Source organism: Frankia nepalensis (assembly GCF_016786325.1).
Taxonomy (GTDB): Bacteria; Actinomycetota; Actinomycetes; order Frankiales; family Frankiaceae; genus Pseudofrankia; species Pseudofrankia nepalensis.
Genome location: NZ_JADWYU010000021.1, coordinates 1 through 20,609, shown reverse-complemented (window position 1 = coordinate 20,609; position 20,609 = coordinate 1). Strand labels below are relative to the sequence as shown.

The window sequence follows — 20,609 nt, the reverse complement described above, 5'->3', positions numbered from 1 at the left end:
GTGCCGGCGGGCCGGACGGCGGGTCGGCGAGCCGGGGGTGAACTCGTTCAGCTCGCGCGGTCCTTCATCACCGCGGCGGCCAAGTGCTCCGGCATGGGCTCGTAGCGGGCCATGGAACGGGTGAAAGTGCCGGTTCCCTGGGTGACCGAGCGCAGGTCGATGGCGTAACGGATCATCTCCAGCTCGGGAACCTCTGCCCGTATCACCGTGCGACCAGAATCCCCCCTGCCCACTGGCTCCATGCCGACGACACGGCCGCGCCGGCCGGACAGGTCGCCCATGACGGCGCCGACATGCTCGTCCGGCACGAGCACGGCGATCTCCAGAATCGGTTCCAGCAGGGCGACGCCGGCGGTCGCGGCGGCGTCACGCAGCGCCAGCCCGCCGGCGACCTGAAAGGCCAGGTCGGACGAGTCGACGCTGTGCGCCTTGCCGTCGACGAGCCGGACCTTGATGTCGACCATCGGGTAGCCCGCGACGACACCCTTGGTCATCTGGGCGAGGACCCCCTTCTCCACCGAGGGGATGAACGAGCGTGGGACGGCGCCGCCGACGACCTCGTCGACGAACTGGAGGCCAGAGCCCGCGGGCAGCGGCTCCACCTCGAGGTGGCAGATCGCGTACTGCCCATGCCCGCCGGACTGCTTGACGTGGCGGCCGAGCCCGTGCGCCGGGCCGCGCAGTGTCTCCCGCAGCGCGATCCGCGGCTCCTTGCGATCCACGTCGACGCCGTACCGGCTGGCGAGCCTCTCGAGCAGCACGTCCGCGTGCGCCTCACCCATGCACCACAGCAGCAGCTGGCTGGTCTCGGTCTCCGTGCGCACCATGACCGTCGGGTCCTCGGCCGTCAGTCGCGACAGCGCCGTCGGCAGCTTGTCCTCGTCCGACTTGGTCCGCGCCTCGATCGCGATCGGCAGCAGCGGCTCCGGCATCGTCCACGGCGCGAGCAGGCGCGGGTCGTCCCGGTCGGAGAGGGTGTCACCGGTCTCGGCCGTGGCGAGCTTGGTCACCACGCAGATCCCGCCCGCCGGGCAGGCGTCGAGCGGGCGCAGCGTGGTGCCGTCCGGCGCGGAAAGGCCGCCGACCTTCTCGTCGGCGTCGTGGTCGGGGTGGCCGACGGCCGCGCGCCCATGCCCGCTGACGTGCACGGTGGCGTCCGGGCGCAGCGTGCCGGAGAAGACCCGCACGACCGACATCCGGCCGACGTAGGGGTCGGTGGTCGTGCGGACCACCTCGGCGAGCAGCGGGCCGTCCGGGTCGGCGGCCATCTTCGGGCAGTCCGAGCCGTCGCAGCGGGTAAGCGGCGGCAAAGGGTGCTCGGCCGGCGACGGGAACGCGTCGACCATCATGTCGAGCAGCTCGATCGAGCCGACCGGCAGGCCGCCACCGCCGGCGGGGTGCGCGAACGGCAGCACGGGATGGAAGGAGCCCCGGGAGATCGCGGTCTCGGCGTCGTCGAGCAGCGTCTTGGGGTCGAGTTCCTCGCCGCCCAGGTAGCGGTCGAGCAGGGTCTCGTCCTCGCTCTCGGCGATGATGCCCTCGATCAGTGCGCCGCGGGCCTCGTCGAAGGCGCCGTCGGCGAGATCCGCCGAGGTGTCGAGCTCGCGTCGGTCCCGGCCGGCGTACTCGACGACGCGGCCGGTGAGCAGGCCCACCAGACGGGCGCCGTCACCGCCCGCCACGGCGCCGTCGGGAAGGAAGACCGGCAGCACGCCGGCGCCGAACGCGTCCTGGCAGGCGGTGACGGCGGAGGCGAAGTCCGCCCTGGGATGGTCGAGGCGGGTGACGACGACGGCGCGCGGCATGCCGACCGCCGCGCACTCGGCCCACAGCGCCCTGGTGGCGCCGTCGACGCCGTCGACAGCGCTGACGACGAACAGCGCGGCGTCGGCGGCGCGCAGCCCGGCGCGCAGCTCGCCGACGAAGTCCGGATAGCCGGGGGTGTCCAGCAGGTTGATCGTCATGTTCCGGTGGTGGAGCGCGGACAGCGTGAGGCTGATCCCGCGGGTCGAACGGTGCTCGCCGTCCGGGTGGCGGCCCTGCTCGCGGCCGGTGCCGGTGCCACCGGCTCCGGCGACGGACAGCAGGTCCTCGGCCAGCGCGGTCTTGCCCGCGCCGGTATGACCAACGAGGACGACGTTGCGGACTTCAGCCGCGGCAGACGGCATCTCGGCCTCCGTTCGGGTCCTGCCGAGCCCCCTAGTGCGCCATGGGCGGGCGCTTCCGGGGATGGGGGCCGAGGTCGACGCAAAGGACGATCATGTTCGCTTTCGCCTCCCTGGCCTCCTGTGCTCGGGCGATTGCAGACGTCGCCGCCCAGCGTGCGCTCCTGTGACCTAACACACAAGCCCTCATCGGTTCCCCCTATGTAGGCACGACGTCCATGTCTCGTTTCCGAAGGCCGGAACGTGGGCGGCCCGACGCCTGCCGGGCCGACGCTGCGGTGGCCGAGCCGGCCCGGCTGGGTAGGGTGAACGCGCGCGAAAACCCCGCGCCGGACACGACGGGACGGACATGCTCGCTAGCAAGGCGCGGCCGCAGATCAACCGGCTGCTGGAGCCGTTCAGCCGGTGGGCTGCTCGTACGTCGCTCTCGCCGGACCTGGTGACGATCATCGGCACGATCGGCGTGGTCGGCGGCGCTCTCGGTTTCTTCACTCGAGGGGTCTTCTTCCTCGGCACCATCGTGATCACCCTGTTCGTGTTCTCCGACCTGATTGACGGGGCAATCGCGCGGGCGCGGGGCATCTCGTCCAAATGGGGCGCTTTCCTCGACTCCACCTCCGACCGGCTCGGGGACGGCGCGGTCTTCGGCTCACTGGTGATCTGGTACGCCGGTGAGGGCGACTCGCTGCCGCTGGCCGGCGCCGCGCTGATCAGCCTGGTGGCCGCCGCCGTCACCTCGTACGTCAAGGCACGGGCGGAGAGTCTCGGGTTCACCTGCGATGTCGGCCTGGCCGAGCGAGGGGAGCGGCTGCTCCTGCTGCTCGTCGCCGCCGGCCTCTACGGCCTGGGCGTGCCCTACCTGCTCCCGGTCGCGCTGTGGGTGCTGGCCGCGGCGACCGTGATCACGGTCGCGCAGCGGATCTGGCACGTCTACCGGCAGTTCCAGGGCACCGGAGGCTCGGCGGCGGCCGCCAGCGTGCCCACCGCCGGGCCCACCGCCACCGTCGAGGCGCCCGCCGGCACCTCCCGCGACGACGCGACCGCTCTGGCCGGTCCGGTCGGCGCCGTGAGCCCGGTCGGCTCGGCCGGCTAGGCCGGCCCGCCCGCCGCCCGCGACGCCCGTGCCCTCTCCCGGCCGGTTCACCGACCTCGCCTACGCGCTGGGCTGGCGGGTGGTGCGCGTGCTGCCCGAGCCCGTCGCCGCGCGTGGCTTCGCCGCCGCGGCTGACTGGGCCACCCGGCGCGGCGGCAGGGGGGTGCGCCGGCTGCGCGCGAACCTGGCCAGGGTGGTGCCACCCGGCACCGACCTGGACGCGCTCACGAAGGCCGCGATGCGCTCGTACGCGCGCTACTGGCTGGAGGTGTTCCGCCTTCAGGACATGGCTCCCGAGCGGTACATCGGGAACATGGTCGTCCAGGACGAGCACTACCTGCGCGATACGTACGCCGCCGGCAAAGGCATGATCCTCGCGCTGCCGCACATGGGGAACTGGGAGCAGGCCGGGGCCTGGCTGGCCGGCACCGGCGTGCCGTTCACCACCGTGGCCGAGCGGCTGCGGCCCGAGTCGCTGTTCGACCGGTTCGTCGCGTTCCGGGAGTCGCTCGGCATGGAGGTCATCCCGCTCACCGGCGGCGCGGCGCCGCCGATGGAGCTGCTGGCCGAGCGGCTGCGCGCCGGCGGCTGCCTGTGCCTGCTCGCCGACCGGGACCTGTCCGCGCGCGGCGTGCCGGTGCGGTTCTTCGGCGCCGAGGCGCGGATGGCGGCGGGCCCGGCGGCGCTCGCGCTGCGCACCGGCGCGCCGCTGCTGCCGGTCGCGCTGTGCTTCGAGGGCGACGGCTGGGGCTGCCGGATCTACCCGCCCATCGAGCACACCGACATGGCGACGATGACCCAGGCCCTGGCCGACGCCTTCGCCGAGTCGATCGCCGAGCACCCGGCCGACTGGCACATGCTGCAGCGGATCTGGCCCGACCCGCCCGAGGGCGAGCCGGCCGCGGCGCCGCCTCCGCCCGCGGAGCAGCCGGCGACGGAGCCTACGGCGACGGAGCCGACGGAGACGGGGGAGCGGTGAGGATCGGGCTCGCCTGCCCCTACACCTGGGACGTCCCGGGCGGAGTGCAGGCGCACGTCCGTGACCTCGCCGAGGTCCTGATCGCGGCCGGTCACGAGGTCTCCGTCATCACCCCGGCGGACGACTCGGACGCGCTGCCGCCGTACGCCGTCGACGCCGGGCGGGCCCTGCCGGTGCCCTACAACGGCTCGGTCGCCCGGCTGCTGATGGGGCCGGTGTCGGCCGCGCGGGTGCGGCGCTGGCTGCGCGAGCACGGCTTCGACGTGCTGCACGTCCATGAGCCGACGGCGCCGAGCGTCGGCCTGCTGGCATGCATGCTCGCCGACGGCCCGATCGTCGGCACCTTCCACACGGCCAACCCCCGTTCGAAGATCCTCACCGCCGCCCAGGGCGCGCTCCAGCCGTCGCTGGAGAAGCTGCGCGCCAGGATCGCGGTGTCCGAAGCGGCCCGGCGCACGATCGTCGAGCATCTGGGCACCAGCGCGGTGCTGATTCCGAACGGGGTGAGCGTGGCGGCCTTCGCCGGCGCGCGTCCGCTGCCGGGCTACGAGGTGCCGCCGGCGGCCAAGGGCGGGCCGGGCCGGCATACTGTCTGCTTCCTCGGCCGCATCGACGAGCCGCGCAAGGGGCTGGACGTGCTTCTCGCCGCGCTGCCGGACCTCGCCCGCCGGGTACCCGACGTTCGGGTGCTGGTCGCCGGGCCCGGCGACGCGGCGGCGGTGCGGTCCCGGCTGGATCCGCGGCTGCGGGGCCGGGTCGAGCTGCTTGGCCTGGTGTCGGAGGAGGACAAGGCCCGGGTGTTCGCGTCCGGCGACGTGTACTGCGCGCCGAACACCGGGCAGGAGAGCTTCGGCATCGTGCTGCTGGAGGCGATGGCGGCGGGCACCCCGGTGATGGCCAGCGACATCGACGCCTTCCGCCGGGTCCTCGACGACGGCCGCGCCGGCCGGCTGTTCGAGGCCGGCGAGCCGGCGCGGCTCGCCGCGGGGCTCGCCGACCTGCTGCTCGACGAGGCGGCCCGGGCCGAGCTCGCGGCCAGCGGCAAGGCGCTCGTCGCCAGCTACGACTGGCCGGTGATCGCGGAGGAGATCGTCGACATCTACCGCCTGGTCAGCGCGGGCGCGGGACCGGTCTCGCTGGCCTCCTCGGGCGCCGACGGCTGACGGGCGGCGGGCCTCGCGGGCAGGCCCGGGACACCCCGAGGGGCCTCGGGCGAGAGAGCTCGCTGACATCTCCACGACATCTGGGGGCATCCCGGACGGCTCGGCCGGCCGTTCACTACGCTGCCGAGGATGACCGCCGTCGTGGTCGTGGTCGCCATCGTCGTGGCGGTCGCGACCTATCTCACCTGGCTCGCCCGTCGTCTCGACCGACTGGGCGTCCGGGTGGACGCGGCCCGCGGTGGGCTCGTCGCCCAGCTGGGGGCGCGCGCCGAGGCGGCGGCGGCGCTGGGCGCGAGCCGCGGGCTCGTTCAGCTGGCCGCGGCGGCTGAACGATCCCTGGCGGGGCACGCCGCGCCGCGCGCCGGCGCCCCGCTGGACACGGCCGTGGAGGAGACCGAGAACGAGCTGAGCCGCGCGCTGCGCGCCCCGGAGGTGGCCACCGCGGGGCAGGGGGCGCCGGCGCTGCTGCACGCCGTCGACTCGGCCTCGGCGAAGGTGGCGCTGGCCCGCCAGCTGCACAACGACGCCGTGCGGGACCTGCGGGCGCTGCGCGGCCGACGCCCGGTGCGGCTGCTGCGGCTGTCCGGCCGCCGGCCGCTGCCCGCCTACTTCGAGATCGATGACGCGTTGCCGGCCCGGGTGGAGCGGCGGGAGACCGGCGGGCCCGGCCCGGGCGCGCCGGTCCCCTCGGCGCCCGCCGGGGCGGGCGCCGGGCCGCCGCTCGGCCAGGAGGTTCGTGACCGGGTGCCGGGGCCGGCCGGGGCGCCCGACGACATGCCGGACGTCCTGCCCAAGACCGGCTCCTGAGACCGGCCGCGTCTCCTCCTGGGCGGCGCCACCGGTCGTGAGCCACCGGGCATCTCGCGAGGGCCTGGGGCGGGGCACGCGGCCGTACCATGGTTGAGGTGTCTGCCGGGGACGAACCCCGGATTCCCGCCTTCGGGCGTTGCCCGACCTGGGCCCACGGCCGGGTTTTGCCCGGCCTGGAGACCGGCCGGACGCTGACCCGACCGAGGAACCAGGCCATGCCTCGCACGCCGGGGCCTGGCGGCCGGATCCCGGACCGGGGCGCCTGGGCGCGAGACACGACGACTGACGACGCGCGAGAGAGACGGACCGCTATGTCTGCCGGAACCACGCCAGCTGGGACGCCCGCCGGAGTTCCCGTGACAGTCGGGTCGGCCGAGCCGGCCAGGCAGGCTGGCACCGCGCGGGTGAAGCGCGGCATGGCTGAGATGCTCAAGGGTGGGGTGATCATGGATGTGGTCACCGCCGAGCAGGCAAAGATCGCCGAGGACGCCGGCGCCGTCGCCGTGATGGCGCTCGAGCGGGTGCCGGCCGACATCCGCGCTCAGGGCGGTGTCGCCCGGATGAGCGACCCGGACATGATCGAGGGCATCGTCGAGGCCGTCTCGATCCCGGTCATGGCCAAGGCCCGGATCGGCCACTTCGTCGAGGCGCAGGTGCTGCAGGCGCTCGGCGTCGACTACGTCGACGAGTCCGAGGTGCTGACCCCGGCCGACCCGCACCACCACATCGACAAGTGGGCGTTCACGGTCCCGTTCGTCTGCGGTGCCACCAACCTCGGCGAGGCCCTGCGGCGGATCTCCGAGGGTGCCGCCATGATCCGCTCCAAGGGCGAGGCGGGCACCGGCGAGGTGTCCAACGCCGTGGTGCACATGCGCACCATCCGGGCCGAGATCGCCCGGCTGTCGGCCCTGCCGGCCGAGGAGCTCTACGCCGCGGCGAAGGAGCTGCGCGCGCCCCATGACCTGGTCGCGGAGGTCGCCCGGCTCGGCAAGCTGCCCGTCGTGCTGTTCACCGCCGGAGGCATCGCCACCCCGGCTGACGCCGCGCTGATGATGCAGCTGGGCGCCGAGGGCGTGTTCGTCGGCTCCGGCATCTTCAAGTCCGGTGACCCGGTCCGGCGGGCGCGGGCGATCGTCGAGGCGACGACGATGTACAAGGACCCGGACGTGATCGCCAAGGTGTCCCGCGGCCTCGGCGAGGCCATGGTCGGCATCAACGTCACCGACCTCCCGGCCACTGCCCGCTACGCCGACCGAGGCTGGTGACCGTGGGGGCGCACCCTGTCCGAGGCGGGGGAGGCCCGCCGGTTGGCTTCCCGCGATCCGCGGCGTCGGACGTCCGCCCGGGGGGACCGCCGCGCCGGGGATCCGCGGGCGCGACTTCCCGGAGACCCCGGCCCCCCGGACCTCCCGATGCCGCGTTCCGCGCCGCCCTGGGTCTGGAATGACCGGGAAGAAGATTCGGATCGGGGTGCTGGCGCTGCAGGGGGACGTGCGGGAGCATGTCCGAGCGCTGGCGGTGGCGGGGGCCGAGCCGGCCGAGGTCCGGGGGCCCGAGGAGCTCGCGGCCGTCGACGGGCTGGTGCTGCCCGGCGGTGAGTCGACGACCATCGGGCGGCTGCTACGGATCTTCGGGCTGCTCGAGCCGCTACGGGCCGCCGTCGGGGACGGGCTGCCGGTGTACGGTTCGTGCGCTGGCATGATCCTGCTCGCGCGGGACGTGTTGGATGGCCGGCCCGACCAGCCGTTGATCGGCGGGCTCGACATGGTCGTGCGCCGCAACGCGTTCGGCCGGCAGGTCGACTCGTTCGAGGCGGATCTCGACGTCGTCGGCGTCGACGGACCGCCGATGCACGCCGTGTTCATCCGCGCCCCGTGGGTGGAGAAGTCCGGCGACGGGGTGGCGGTTCTGGCCAGGGTGGGCGAGCACCCGGTGGCCGTCCGGCAGGGACACCTGCTGGCCACCTCGTTCCACCCGGAACTGACCGGGGACACCCGGATGCACGAACTGTTCGTGGAGATGGTTCGACAGAGGGGCAGGGCATGAGCGGTCACTCCAAGTGGGCGACCACGAAACACAAGAAGGCGGTCATCGACGCCCGCCGGGGCAAGCTGTTCGCCAAGCTGATCAAGACGGTCGAGGTGGCCGCGAAGACGGGTGGCGGCGATCCCGCCGGCAACCCCACCCTCGCCGACGCGATCGCGAAGGCGAAGGCGCAGTCGGTGCCGAACGACAACATCGAACGCGCCGTCAAGCGTGGCTCCGGCGAGCTCGCCGGCGGCGCGAGCTACGAGTCGATCACCTACGAGGCCTACGGCCCGAGCGGGGTCGCGGTGATGGTCGAGTGCCTCACCGACAACCGCAACCGCGCCGCCTCCGATGTCCGGGTGGCCGTCACCCGCAACGGCGGCACGATCGCCGACCCCGGCTCGGTCGCCTACCTGTTCAACCGCAAGGGCGTCGTGCTCGTCACCAAGACCCCCGAGCTGACCGAGGACGACGTGCTGCTGGCGGTCCTCGACGCCGGCGCGGAGGAGGTCAACGACCTCGGCGAGGCCTTCGAGGTGGTCACCGAGGCCACCGACCTGCACGCGGTGCGGGTCGCCGCGACCGACGCCGGGCTCGCGGTCGACACCGCCGACGTCTCCTGGCTGCCGAGCGTCAGCGTGCCGCTGGAGGCCGAGCCCGCCCGCAGGGTGCTCAAGCTGGTCGAGGCGCTCGAGGACCTGGACGACGTCCAGTCGGTCTGGTTCAACGCCGACATCTCCGACGAGATCATGGAACTCGTCGCGGGCTAAGGGGCGGTCGGCTCAAGGTCGCCCAGGGGCGACCATCCGGACCTCCCAGATCGACTCCGCAAGCTCCGTCGATCCGGCAGGGACCCCGGCTCCGCCTGGCGGGCGCTGAGCGCCCGCCTCCGGTTGGTCTCGGGGCTGGGTTTAGAACATCTGGGTCCGGTTGGGCTGGCGGGTTCGGTTGGGCTGTCTGGGTCCGGTTGGGCTGGTGGGGGGCGGGTGTTCTGGGCGGCTGGTCCGGTTGGGCTGGCGGGGCGTGGGCTGGCTTTCCGCGTGTCGGCGATGTCGTGATCCGGGCGGGTACTACGATCCGAACAGGCGTTCGTGGGATGGTCCGCTCCGCGGTGTTCTTGGCGTCGAAGCTGGTCCGGTTCGTCGGTGCCCGGGATGGAGGTCGGCGCGTGCGGGTGCTCGGTGTCGATCCCGGGCTGACCAGGTGTGGGCTCGGGGTGGTGGACGGGGGCGGCGCGGGACGGCGGGCGGCCCTCGTGGAGGTGGGCGTCGCGCGCACCCCGGCGGACGAGGACGTGGCGATCCGGCTGCGGGACATCTCGGTGGAGATCGATTCCTGGCTGGACCGGCACCGTCCGGACGCGGTCGCGGTCGAACGGGTCTTCAGCCAGGCCAACGTGCGTACCGTCATGGGCACGGCGCAGGTGGGCGCGGTCGCGATCGTGCTCGCGGCCCGCCGCGGCCTGCCGGTCGCCCTCTACACCCCCAGCGAGGTCAAGGCCGCCGTCACCGGCAGCGGCCGGGCGGACAAGGCCCAGGTGACCTTCATGATCTCCAGGCTGCTCGATCTCGCCACCCCGCCGCGCCCCGCCGACGCCGCCGACGCGCTCGCGCTCGCGCTCTGCCACGTGTGGCGCGGCCCCGCGCTCGCCCGGGTGCGCGCCGCGGCGGCGAGCGCGGCCGGGCCCGCCGCGCCGCGGGCCGGGGGGCCGTCGTGATCGCGTCGGTCGCCGGCACGGTGCTGTCGACCTCGCCGACGGCGGCCGTCGTCGAGGTGGGTGGCGTCGGGCTGCTCGTGCAGTGCGCCCCGGCGACGCTTGCCGGGCTGACAGTCGGCGAGCCGGCGCGGCTGGCGACCACGCTGGTGGTCCGGGAGACGGAGCTGACCCTGTACGGGTTCGCCGACGCCGACGAGCGCGAGGTGTTCGAGACCCTGCAGGCCGCCGGCGGGGTCGGGCCGAAGCTCGCCCAGGCGGTGCTCGGCGTCCTGGCCCCGGACGACGTGCGCCGCGCCGTCGCCGAGGAGGACCTGGCCGTGCTGACGAAGGTTCCCGGCATCGGCCGCAAGGGAGCCCAGCGCATCGTGCTCGACCTCAAGGACAAGCTCGGCCCCCCGTCCGGCGGCGCGGCGCCACGCGCCGGCCTCGGCGCTGCCGGGTCCGGGCGGATCATGCCGGCGCCGCGGACCTCGGCCGAGCAGGTGACGGACGCGCTCGTCGGCCTTGGATACTCGGCCCGCGAGGCCGAGGAAGCCGTCGGCGTCGTGGCGCCGGCCGACGGTCCGGACGGTGACGTCTCCGCCCTGCTGCGCGCCGCGCTCGCCGTCCTGCGGCCGCGATAGCCCGTGGTGGCTCACCCGGCCCGCGCGGGGGAGGCGCCTTCGGGCGACTTCGCCCCAGCCGTGTCCGGCGATGTGGCCTCGGCCGTGTCCGGCGATGTCCGTCCCGGAGGAGAACCCGGGATCTGGGCGTCGCGCTTCGCGCGGCCTGACCGATGTGAACGCCAGGTGACCACAGTGGCGATGGCGGCGGAGTGAAGCGAGGTGGCGCGCATGGGCGAGGACGGGTTGGTCACGGCCGCCGCCAGTGCCGAGGAGCGCGCGTTCGAGGCGGGGCTGCGACCGAGGACGCTGGCGGAGTTCGTCGGGCAGCGCAAGGTGCGGGAGCAGTTGTCGATCATGCTGGCCGGTGCCCGCGGCCGGGGGCGGCCACCGGACCACGTGCTGTTGTCGGGACCGCCCGGCCTCGGCAAGACCAGCCTCGCGATGATCATCGCGCAGGAGATGGCGGTGCCGCTGCGGCTGACCAGCGGCCCGGCGATCGAGCGGGCCGGCGATCTGGTCGCGGTCCTCACCGCGCTCGCGCCCGGTGAGGTGCTCTTCATCGACGAGATCCACCGGATCGCCCGCCCGGCCGAGGAGCTGCTCTACTCGGCGATGGAGGACTTCCGCGTCGACGTGGTGCTGGGCAAGGGCCCAGGGGCGACCGCGATCCCGCTCGACGTCGCCCCGTTCACCCTGGTCGGTGCCACCACGCGCGCGGGCCTGCTGACCGGGCCCCTGCGTGACCGGTTCGGCTTCACCGCGCACCTCGACTTCTACGACCCGGACGAGCTCACCGCCGTGCTCGCCCGCTCGGCCCGGCTGCTCGGCGTCGAGCTCACCCCGCCGGGGGCGGCCGAGGTGGCGGGGCGCTCGCGTGGCACCCCCCGGATCGCCAACCGGCTGCTGCGCCGGGTCCGCGACTACGCCGAGGTGCGCGCCGACGGGGTGGTCACCCTGGAGGTCGCCCAGGCGGCGCTGCGGGTGTACGACGTCGACCCGCTGGGGCTGGACCGGCTCGACCGGGCGGTGCTCACCGCGCTGGTCAAGCGGTTCGGCGGCGGGCCGGTCGGGCTGACCACGCTGGCCGTCGCGGTCGGGGAGGAGCCGGACACCGTCGAGGACGTCTCCGAGCCGTTCCTGCTGCGGGCCGGTCTGCTCGCCCGGACCCCCCGAGGCCGGGTCGCCACGCCGGCGGCGTTCACCCACCTCGGCTACGACGTCCCGGCCGATTCGCTCGGCCGCTCCCAGGCCGCCCCGACCGTGGCCGTCCCGACCGCGCTCTTCGACGACGAGACCTGACATCCCTGCCCGGTTCGCGCTTTCTGCCCCGGTGCTCGCGGGGCCCTCCCGTCAGGGCACTCGATCCGATACGTACGATCGGCCGCGACACCGAGGAGGCTAGGACGTGCACGAAATCGCGACCGCGGCGATCGTTGCCGGTGACCAGGCGGCCGACGACGGCGGGGGTGGCGCCAGCAGCTGGCTGCTGCCTCTGCTGATTCTCCTGGTCGGCGTCTACTTCTTCGTCATCCAGCGCCGGCGCTCGAAGGCCGCCCAGCAGGAGCAGTCCCAGATCGGGCCGGGCACGCTCGTCATGACCCGAAGCGGGATGTACGGCACCGTCGTCGAGATCGACGGCCAGGACGTCCTGCTGGAGATCGCGCCGGACGTCGTCGTCAGGTACACCCGGGCCGCGGTCGGCCGAGTCGTGAACGCGCCGCCGACCGAGGTCGAGGAGGAGACCGAGGACGGGCCCGTGGACGAGCCGGCGTCCCAGGGCACCGCGCCGAAGGCGGACGAGGAGCCGGCCGACGCCGAGTCGCCGCAACTGAAGAAAAAGAAGGAACTCTAGGCGGGTCGCGCTTCGTAAATAGGGCGACTCACCGGGCGCCGGTGGGACGACGGGGCGTGCCACCGCCGGCGCCCGTCGGATACTTTGGGCTCCGGCCGGGATCATCAGCGACCCGGCGGGCAGAGGGGACATCCGTTGGCACGTCGGTCGACACGGTCGCGGGAGACGCGGCCGTTCTGGGCCCGGCTGGGGTTCCTCGCCGGTGTGCTCGCTGTGCTCTACGGGAGCATGGCGCTGAGCGGGACCTTCACGCCCCGGCTCGGCCTGGACCTGCAGGGCGGGACGAGCGTCATCCTCACGCCCAAGTCGACGCAGGCGGGCCAGAAGGTCAACAGCGGCGCGGTCGACAAGGCGGTCGACATCATCCGGCAGCGGGTCGACGGCCTGGGCGTCGCCGAGTCCGAGGTCAAGCGCAGCGGTAACCAGATCGAGATCTCGGTGCCCGGCCGCGGCCGCGCCGATGTCGTCGACCTGGTTGGGCAGACGGCCGAGCTGCGCTACCGCGAGGTCTACGACTCCGGCGTGCCCCTCCCGGCGACCGAGCCGACGCCCACGCCGGGCGCGACCGCCGCCCCGTCGGCCTCGCCGACGCCGGGCGCGACGCTGGCCCCGAGCGCGACCCCGTCCGCCGCCGGCTCGCCGGCCGCGGGCGCCACCCCGACGCCGGGCGCGACCCCCGCGGCGGCCACCGCCAGCCCGACCTCGACGCCCACCCCGACGCCGAGCGCCAGCCCGTCCGCCGGCTCCGCCACGACCCCGCCCGACACGGTGGTCAAGCAGTACGAGGCGCTGACCTGTGCCCCGCAGGACATTCGAGGCTCAGGTGGCGGTTCCGACAACCCGTCCGACTGGGCGGCCGCCTGCGACAAGGACGGCACCACCAAATACCTGCTCAAGCCCGCGGCCGTGGTCGGGACCGACATCAAGACCGCGTCGGCCGGCCTGCTGCAGACCAGCGCGGGCGGCGCCAACATCAACACCGGTCAGTGGGTCGTCAACGTCGACTTCACGGGCTCCGGCCAGGGCAAGTTCACCAAGCTGACCGAGGAGACACAGGGCAAGCAGGTCGCGATCGTGCTGGACGGCGTCGTCCAGTCCGCGCCGGTCACCAACGAGCGCATCCCGGGCTCGGCGCAGATCTCCGGCAGCTTCACCCAGGAGAGCGCCGAGGACCTCGCCAACGTGCTGAAGTACGGCGCCTTGCCGCTGGCATTCGAGAAGTCACAGGCCGAGTCGATCTCGCCGACGCTCGGCCGCCAGGAGCTGCGCGGCGGCCTGCTCGCGATGGGCATCGGTCTCGCGCTGGTGATCCTCTACTCGTTGGTCTACTACAGGTTGCTCGGGTTCGTCGTCATCGCGTCGCTCGCGATCAGCGGCGTGCTGGTCTACGCCGCGGTGACCCTGCTCGGTGAGGCGATCGGCTTCACGCTCACGCTGGCGGGCATCGCCGGCCTGATCCTGTCCGTCGGCGTCACGGCCGACTCGTTCGTCATCTACTTCGAACGCATCAAGGACGAGGTGCGCGAGGGGCGGACGATGCGGGCCTCGGTCGAGCGAGCCTGGCCGCACGCCCGGCGGACGATGCTGTCCGCGGACACGGTCTCCTTCCTGGCCGCCGCGGTGCTGTACACGGTGTCCGTCGGCTCGGTGCGCGGCTTCGCGTTCACCCTGGGGCTCTCGACCCTGTTCGACGTGTTGATCGTGTTCCTCTTCACCCGGCCGCTGGTCACGCTGCTGGTCCGGCGCCGCCTGTTCGCCTCGCCGAAGTGGTCGGGTCTGACCCCGTCGAAGCGCGGGGTTGGCGAGGGGGCGCGGGCGGCGGTCACCCGGCCGCGGCTGGCCAAGCGGGCGGACGCCGAGGCCGCCGCCGGATCCGGCGCGCCACCGGGGGTCTCGCCCGGCCGGGCGGGAGCACGGGTCGGCGGGCCCGGACAGAAGCGGGAGTCCTGAGATGTCGGCGATCACCCGGTTCTATCGGGGCGAGTTCTACTTCGACTTCATGAGCCGCCGCAAGATCTGGTATCTGATCTCGGGCACGTTGCTGGCCATCTGCGTGGTCAGCATGCTCGTGCGGGGCTTCTCGCTGGGCATCGACTTCAAGGGCGGCGCGGTCTTCCAGTTCCCAGCGAACGGCCACTCCATCGAGGACGCCCGCGATGTGCTGCGCGACAACGGGATCAACGCGGACGAGGCGGTCGTCCAGCAGCTGGAGACCAGCAAGCAGCTGCGGGTGCAGACGGAGGAGCTCACCGAGCCCCAGACGGCCGCCATCACCAACGCGGTGGCCGAGGACTTCGGGGTGAAGTCGGAGGACATCGCCGTCTCGACCGTCGGCGCGTCATGGGGAGAAACGATCACCAACAAGGCCATCCAGGGCCTGGTGATCTTCCTTGTGCTGGTGATGATCTATCTGACGATCCGCTTCGAGTGGAAGATGGCCGTCGCCGCGATGGCGGCGCTGATCCACGACCTGGTGGTCACTCTCGGCATCTACTCGCTCGTCGGGTTCGAGGTCACGCCGTCCACGATCATCGCGATTCTGGCGATTCTCGGCTTCTCCCTCTACGACACGGTGGTGGTGTTCGACCGGGTACGGGAGAACACCGCCGGGATCGCGACCTCCAGCCGGCGTACCTACGCGGAGGCGACGAACGACTCGCTCAACGAGACCCTGATCCGGTCGCTGAACACGTCGTTCATCGCGCTGATCCCGGTCGGGTCGCTGCTGTTCGTCGGGGCTGGACTGCTCGGCGCCGGCACACTGCGCGATCTCGCGCTCGCGCAGTTCGTCGGCATCGCCTCCGGCGCCTACTCCTCGCTGTTCTTCGCCGCCCCGTTGCTCGTCGACCTCAAGCGGTCCGAGCAGCAGGTCAAGGCGCTGGACGCGCGGGTCAACCGGGCGCGGGCCAGCGCCGCGCGGGTGGCGGCGGCAGCCGAGGCCGAGCCGGCCCTGGCGGGGGCGTCTCCGGGCGCGGCCTACGCGGTCGGTGGCCTTGGCGACAGCGAGGGCGCGGCCGCCGGGGAGCGCGAGCCGGCCCCGGCCGGTGCGTCGCCGCGCCGGCCAGCCGCGCGGCCCGGGCAGCCGGCGGGGCGTGGCCGCGCCGCGCCACGCCGTGGCGGTGGCCATGGCCGTCCGGGCGGCCGCAAGCGGCGATAGGAACACGCCATGACGAGTATCGAGACTCCTCGCGGTGTGGCGGGCGACGCCGTCCTCGCGGCCGCCGCGGAGGCGTTGCGTACCCACATTCGGGATATCCACGACTTCCCGCAGCCCGGGGTGGTGTTCAAGGACATCACGCCGCTGCTGGCGACCCCGGCCGCGTTCTCGACCGTCGTGGGCGCGCTTTCCGACACGGCCGAGCAGCTCGGAGCGACCGTCGTCGCCGGCATCGAGGCGCGCGGCTTCCTGCTGGCCGCGCCGGTCGCGGACCGGATCGGCGCGGGGATCGTCCCGATCCGCAAGCAGGGCAAGCTGCCCGGCCGCACGGTCGCCGAGTCGTACGCCCTGGAGTACGGCACCGCGACGCTGGAGATCCACGACGACGCCGTCGGCCCTGGCGACCGGGTGCTCATCGTCGACGACGTCCTCGCGACCGGTGGTACGGCCGCGGCGGCGTCGAACCTGCTGCGCCATGGCGGGGCGGAGGTACTTGGCCTCGCCGTCCTGATGGAGCTCACCTTCCTGGCGGGCCGCGACCGAATTCCGTCACTGGCCGTGACCGCCCTCCTGGAGATCTAGGCGGTGGCGCCGGCCCCGTGGGGCTGCGGCCCGGCTGGCCGGGCGGCACCGGAAGGGGCCGGACGCGTGGCGCGAAGCCCTCGGGGCCGGGTAGCGCCCGGGTGACGACCAGCGCGGCCATGGTGGTCATTTGCTCTTGATCCAGTCCGCCCGACCCCTGTCGGGGCCGTTCAGACCGATCGGCTTGCCCTGGCCGGTCGGCGCGGCGGAGCCTGGCGCCAAGTGGCTTGATTGGGTTGCGGAAGGCTGACGGCTAACCCAGCGTTAGTCTCGAAGTCAGACTTTCCGGCAGGAGCAGCCCGTGCCCGATGCACCCCCGGTGACCACCGGTTCCCAGCTGCCGGCATCCGCGCCCACGACGGGCCCGGCGCCGGAGCGGGGCCGCGTGCTGCCCGGGGAAGGCCAAGGCGCTGGTCAGGCCACCGAGGGCGCGGTCGCGGCCGGCGGGTCGCGCGCGGCCGTGACCTCCCCCGCCGCCCCACCCGCGGCGAACGGGCAGACGCCCGACGCGTCGCCGGAGGACCGCGTGCCGCCGCGGCTGGGCCACGAGTCGCCGCCGCTGCCACGGCGGCTTCGCGGCCGGCTCGCCCGGCTCTCGACGCAACGGGAGACCCCGCCGTCGGCGCTCGATCCGGTGCTGCGCGGCCTCGTCGCCAACCATCCGAAGGCGGACCTCGGGCCGGTCCAGCTGGCCTTCCAGGTCGCGGACGCGGCGCACGCGGGGCAGGTGCGGGCCTCCGGTCATCCCTACATCACCCACCCGATCGCCGTCGCGAGCATCCTCGCCGACCTGGGCATGGACGTCCCGACGCTGTGCGCCGCGCTGCTGCACGACACCCTCGAGGAGACGGCGCTCACCGTCGACGCGATCCGTGAGCAGTTCGGCGACCAGGTCGCGCTGATCGTCGACGCCGTCAGCCGGCTGCAGAAGGTCAACGCCGGCGAGATGGCGCAGGCGGAGATGATCCGCCGGATGGTGATCGCGATGGCCAGGGACCCGCGGGCGCTGGTGGTCAAGCTCGCCGACCGGCTGCACAACATGCGCACCCTGCGGTTCCTGCCCGAGCACCGGCAGGAGCGGATGGCCCGCCAGACGCTGGAGGTCTACGCGCCGCTCGCGCACCGGCTCGGGATGAACTCGCTCAAGTGGGAGCTGGAGGACCTGTCCTTCGCCTCGCTGTACCCCAAGCGCTACGACGAGATCGTCCGGCTGGTCGCCGACCGTGCGCCCAGCCGGGACGTCTACCTCGCCGACGTCACGGCACAGGTGCAGGCCTATCTGTCCGAGGCCGGGATCGCCTCGGTCGTCGTCGGCCGGCCCAAGCACTACTACTCGATCTACCAGAAGATGGTGGTGCGCGGCCGGTCCTTCGACGACATCTACGACCTGGTCGGCATCCGGGTCCTGGTCGACTCGGTCCGGGACTGCTACGCCGCCCTCGGCACGGTGCACGCGAGCTGGAAGCCGATCCCGGGCCGGTTCAAGGACTACATCGCGATGCCGAAGTACAACATGTACCAGTCGCTGCACACGACCGTGATCGGCCCGGAGGGCAAGCCGGTCGAGCTGCAGATCCGTACTCATGCGATGCACAACCGGGCCGAGTACGGGATCGCCGCGCACTGGAAGTACAAGGAGGAGGGCCGCGCCGCCGGCCGCCGGCGGGCGGGCGCCGACCCCGACCTGACCAGCTGGCTGCGCCAGATCCTCGACTGGCAGCGGGAGTCCGCCGACCCGGGGGAGTTCCTCGACAGCCTGCGCTTCGAGGCGCCCGCCGACGAGGTCTTCGTGTTCACCCCGAAGGGCGACGTCATCCCGCTGCCTGCGGGTTCCACGCCGGTCGACTTCGCCTACGCGGTGCACACCGACGTCGGCAACCAGTGCGTCGGCGCCCGGATCAACGGCCGCATCGTCTCGCTGGACACCCAGCTCGACCACGGTGACACCGTGGAGATCTTCACCTCACGGGCGCAGGGCGCCGGGCCGAGTGAGGACTGGCTGACGTTCGTCCGCTCGTCGCGGGCTCGTTCCAAGATCCGCCAGTGGCACGCGCGGGAGCGCCGCGAGGACGCGGTCGTCGCCGGCCGGGACGCCATCGCCCGGGCGCTGCGCCGCCACGGCCTGCCGCTGACCAGGCTGATGACCGGCGAGGGCCTGCTGACGCTGGCCAAGGAGCTGGGCTTCACCGACGTGAGCGCGCTGTACGCCGCCGTCGGGGAGAACCATCTGTCCGCGCAGGCGGTCGTGAACCGGCTGCTGACCGCGATGGGCAGCCCGGAGGCGAACGAGGAGGACGTCGCCGACACCGCGCTGCCGATCCGGCCGCTGCGCCGCTCGGCCGGTGACCCGGGCGTGCTGGTGTCCGGCGCCCCGGACATCTGGACCAAGCTGGCCCGCTGCTGCACCCCGATGCCCGGCGACGAGATCGTGGGCCTGGTGACCCGTGGCCGCGGTGTGTCGGTGCACCGAGCCGACTGCGGCAACGTCGTGGCGTCCGGCGGGTCGCCCGCCGACCGGCAGGTCGACGTCAGGTGGGCGCCGTCGGGCGGCTCGGTGTTCCTGGTAGTGATTCAGGTCGAGGCGCTGGATCGGGCGAAGCTGCTGTCGGACGTCACCCGGGTGCTGTCGGACCACCACGTCAACATCCTGTCGGCGTCCGTGACCACCAACCGTGAGAAGGTCGCGATCAGTCGGTTCACCTTCGAGATGGGCGACGCCAAGCACCTCGGCCAGGTCCTGGCCGCGGTCCGGCGGATCGAGGGTGTCTACGACTGTTTCCGGGTGACGTCCGGCGTGCAGAGCTAGCCGGGCGAGCAGGCACAGGGGAGGCGGGGGCGATGGAGGCTCGGGCGCAGGCGGCACTGCCGGCCGGGGGGAGTCTGTCGCCGGACGTCGCGGCGCCGTTCGGTGGGGGCGAGGAGGGCCGCCCGTTGGCGGCCGCCCGGCTCGTCAACCATCGGCTCGCCCATCTGGCCCGCCGGATGGCCAACGGCCGCGGCGGGCAGGTGCCGCCGGAGCTGCGCGGAATCGTGGAGGCGCACCGCGACTTCCACTCCAAGGCCGACATCGGCGCGATCCTGCAGGCCTACGAGGCATCCGAACGGTTCCACCGCGGCCAGATGCGCCGCAGCGGCGACCCGTACATCATCCATCCGCTCGCCGTCACCGAGATCCTCGCCGAGCTCGGCGTCGACACGACGACCCTGATCGCGGCGCTGCTGCACGACACGGTCGAGGACACCCCCGCCACCCTGGAGGCTCTCCGAGACGAGTTCGGCGCCGAGGTCGCGAACCTGGTGGACGGCGTCACCAAGCTGGACAAGATGCGGTTCGGCGAGGCGGCCGAGGCCGAGACGCTGCGCAAGCTGATCGTGGCGCTGGCCAGGGACTACCGCGTCCTGCTCATCAAGATCGCGGACCGGCTGCACAACATGCGCACACTGGGCTTCATGTCTCCGGCCAAACAGGCCAAGATCTCCCGGGTCACCCTCGAGATCCTTGCCCCGCTCGCGCACCGGCTCGGGGTCAGCGTGATCAAGCGTGAGCTGGAGGACCGGGCGTTCGCCGTGCTCGACCCGGAGGAGCACCGCCGCATCAGCCTGCTGGTCGACGACTTCGTCGCCGCCGAGCGGGAGAGCGGGCAGCTGGGGGCCGTGGTGAGCCGGCTGCGCGCCGGCCTCGGCGAGGCGAAGATCCCCGGCGAGGTGTCGGTACGCACCAGCCATCTGTTCTCGATTCACAAGCGTGCCCAGGATCGCGGCCGCCCGCCGCGGGATTACTACGACATCGTCCGGGTGCTCGTCCTCGTCGAGGACGTTCGGGACTGCTACGCGGCGCTCGGGGTGATCCACGGGTTGTGGCGCCCGGTTCCCGGCCGGCTGCGCGATTTCGTGGCCACGCCGAAGTTCAACATGTACCAGTCCCTGCACACCACGGTGACCGACGGCACCGGCCGCGCCGTCGACATCCAGATCCGCACGTCGCAGATGCACCTGCTCGCCGAGACCGGCATCGTCGCCCGCCCGGTCGGCGAGGGCGCGGACGGCGCCCGGCTGGAGGGGCTGTCGTGGCTGCACAGCCTGCTGGACTGGGAGGGTGAGGCGTCGGACCCGGGGGAGTTCCTCGAGTCGCTGTCGAGCGACCTGGACGCCGACGAGGTGCTCGCCTTCACTCCGAAGGGCAAGGCGATCGCGCTGCCGGCCCGCTCGTCGCCCGTCGACGTGGCCTACGCGGTGCACACGGACATCGGCCACCGCGCGATCGGCGCCCGGGTGAACGGCCGGCTGGTACCGCTGCACACCCGGCTGCGCAACGGCGACGTCGTCGAGATCCTCACCTCGAACCTGCCGCACGCCGGCCCGTCCGAGGACTGGCTGACCTTCGTCAGGACCGCGCGGGCCCGGGTACGGATCCGCCGCCGCCTCGCCCGCGGCCGCCGGGAGGCCGGCGAGCCGACC

Annotated in this window: 17 protein-coding genes; 16 read left to right on the top strand and 1 reads right to left on the bottom strand. The window is 73.2% G+C overall.

Annotation, left to right across the window (positions count from 1 at the left end):
- Positions 1-47: 47 nt before the first annotated feature.
- Entirely contained in the window at positions 48-2,168 is a 2,121-nt protein-coding gene (locus I6A81_RS00430) for an elongation factor G-like protein EF-G2 (RefSeq protein WP_203005686.1), read from the bottom strand.
- A gap of 346 nt (positions 2,169-2,514) precedes the next feature.
- On the opposite strand from I6A81_RS00430, the gene pgsA reads away from it, so the two are divergent.
- The 16 genes from pgsA to I6A81_RS00350 all read left to right on the top strand — a co-directional run.
- Positions 2,515-3,258, top strand: a complete 744-nt coding sequence (gene pgsA / locus I6A81_RS00425) for a phosphatidylinositol phosphate synthase (protein ID WP_203005687.1) — start codon at positions 2,515-2,517, stop codon at positions 3,256-3,258.
- Between the two features lie 28 nt (positions 3,259-3,286).
- The gene (locus tag I6A81_RS00420; RefSeq protein WP_203005688.1) at positions 3,287-4,237 is read left to right on the top strand and encodes a phosphatidylinositol mannoside acyltransferase; all 951 of its coding nucleotides are present in this window, start codon (positions 3,287-3,289) and stop codon (positions 4,235-4,237) included.
- The gene (locus I6A81_RS00415; protein WP_203005689.1) at positions 4,234-5,400 is read left to right on the top strand and encodes a glycosyltransferase family 4 protein; all 1,167 of its coding nucleotides are present in this window, start codon (positions 4,234-4,236) and stop codon (positions 5,398-5,400) included. The genes I6A81_RS00420 and I6A81_RS00415 overlap by 4 nt, the downstream gene beginning before the upstream one ends.
- Positions 5,401-5,529: 129 nt before the next feature.
- Positions 5,530-6,207: a hypothetical protein gene (locus tag I6A81_RS00410; protein WP_238430147.1), complete on the top strand. Its 678-nt coding sequence runs from the start codon at positions 5,530-5,532 to the stop codon at positions 6,205-6,207.
- 314 nt (positions 6,208-6,521) lie between these two features.
- Positions 6,522-7,475, top strand: a complete 954-nt coding sequence (gene pdxS, locus I6A81_RS00405; protein WP_203005690.1) for a pyridoxal 5'-phosphate synthase lyase subunit PdxS — start codon at positions 6,522-6,524, stop codon at positions 7,473-7,475.
- Between the two features lie 178 nt (positions 7,476-7,653).
- Entirely contained in the window at positions 7,654-8,256 is a 603-nt protein-coding gene (gene pdxT / locus I6A81_RS00400) for a pyridoxal 5'-phosphate synthase glutaminase subunit PdxT (protein WP_203005691.1), read from the top strand.
- Positions 8,253-9,008: a YebC/PmpR family DNA-binding transcriptional regulator gene (locus tag I6A81_RS00395; RefSeq protein ID WP_203005692.1), complete on the top strand. Its 756-nt coding sequence runs from the start codon at positions 8,253-8,255 to the stop codon at positions 9,006-9,008. The genes pdxT and I6A81_RS00395 overlap by 4 nt, the downstream gene beginning before the upstream one ends.
- Positions 9,009-9,406: 398 nt before the next feature.
- Positions 9,407-9,955: a crossover junction endodeoxyribonuclease RuvC gene (ruvC, locus tag I6A81_RS00390; protein ID WP_203005693.1), complete on the top strand. Its 549-nt coding sequence runs from the start codon at positions 9,407-9,409 to the stop codon at positions 9,953-9,955.
- Positions 9,952-10,578, top strand: a complete 627-nt coding sequence (gene ruvA, locus I6A81_RS00385; RefSeq protein ID WP_203005694.1) for a Holliday junction branch migration protein RuvA — start codon at positions 9,952-9,954, stop codon at positions 10,576-10,578. The genes ruvC and ruvA overlap by 4 nt, the downstream gene beginning before the upstream one ends.
- Before the next feature lie 210 nt (positions 10,579-10,788).
- A complete protein-coding gene (gene ruvB, locus I6A81_RS00380) occupies positions 10,789-11,859 on the top strand; it encodes a Holliday junction branch migration DNA helicase RuvB (RefSeq protein ID WP_203005695.1) in 1,071 nt (356 codons plus the stop codon).
- Positions 11,860-11,965: 106 nt separating this feature from the next.
- The gene (gene yajC, locus I6A81_RS00375; protein ID WP_203005696.1) at positions 11,966-12,412 is read left to right on the top strand and encodes a preprotein translocase subunit YajC; all 447 of its coding nucleotides are present in this window, start codon (positions 11,966-11,968) and stop codon (positions 12,410-12,412) included.
- A gap of 135 nt (positions 12,413-12,547) precedes the next feature.
- Positions 12,548-14,362, top strand: a complete 1,815-nt coding sequence (secD, locus tag I6A81_RS00370) for a protein translocase subunit SecD (protein WP_407661224.1) — start codon at positions 12,548-12,550, stop codon at positions 14,360-14,362.
- A 1-nt stretch (position 14,363) separates the two neighbouring features.
- A complete protein-coding gene (gene secF / locus I6A81_RS00365; protein ID WP_203005697.1) occupies positions 14,364-15,569 on the top strand; it encodes a protein translocase subunit SecF in 1,206 nt (401 codons plus the stop codon).
- A gap of 9 nt (positions 15,570-15,578) precedes the next feature.
- Positions 15,579-16,151, top strand: coding sequence for an adenine phosphoribosyltransferase (locus I6A81_RS00360; RefSeq protein ID WP_203005698.1), 573 nt, complete (start codon positions 15,579-15,581; stop codon positions 16,149-16,151).
- A gap of 301 nt (positions 16,152-16,452) precedes the next feature.
- Entirely contained in the window at positions 16,453-18,957 is a 2,505-nt protein-coding gene (locus I6A81_RS00355; RefSeq protein ID WP_203005699.1) for a RelA/SpoT family protein, read from the top strand.
- Positions 18,958-18,989: 32 nt separating this feature from the next.
- Positions 18,990-20,609: RelA/SpoT family protein (locus I6A81_RS00350; protein WP_203010061.1), on the top strand; the 1,620-nt coding region annotated here is incomplete at its 3' end.

What these genes read in the sequence shown, in the direction of transcription:
- I6A81_RS00430 (WP_203005686.1), bottom strand. Translation starts at nt 2,168, where the DNA reads ATGCCGTCTGCCGCGGCTGAAGTCCGCAACGTCGTCCTCGTTGGTCAT.
- pgsA (WP_203005687.1), top strand. Translation starts at nt 2,515, where the DNA reads ATGCTCGCTAGCAAGGCGCGGCCGCAGATCAACCGGCTGCTGGAGCCG.
- I6A81_RS00410 (WP_238430147.1), top strand. Translation starts at nt 5,530, where the DNA reads ATGACCGCCGTCGTGGTCGTGGTCGCCATCGTCGTGGCGGTCGCGACC.
- pdxS (WP_203005690.1), top strand. Translation starts at nt 6,522, where the DNA reads ATGTCTGCCGGAACCACGCCAGCTGGGACGCCCGCCGGAGTTCCCGTG.
- pdxT (WP_203005691.1), top strand. Translation starts at nt 7,654, where the DNA reads ATGACCGGGAAGAAGATTCGGATCGGGGTGCTGGCGCTGCAGGGGGAC.
- I6A81_RS00395 (WP_203005692.1), top strand. Translation starts at nt 8,253, where the DNA reads ATGAGCGGTCACTCCAAGTGGGCGACCACGAAACACAAGAAGGCGGTC.
- ruvB (WP_203005695.1), top strand. Translation starts at nt 10,789, where the DNA reads ATGGGCGAGGACGGGTTGGTCACGGCCGCCGCCAGTGCCGAGGAGCGC.
- secF (WP_203005697.1), top strand. Translation starts at nt 14,364, where the DNA reads ATGTCGGCGATCACCCGGTTCTATCGGGGCGAGTTCTACTTCGACTTC.
- I6A81_RS00360 (WP_203005698.1), top strand. Translation starts at nt 15,579, where the DNA reads ATGACGAGTATCGAGACTCCTCGCGGTGTGGCGGGCGACGCCGTCCTC.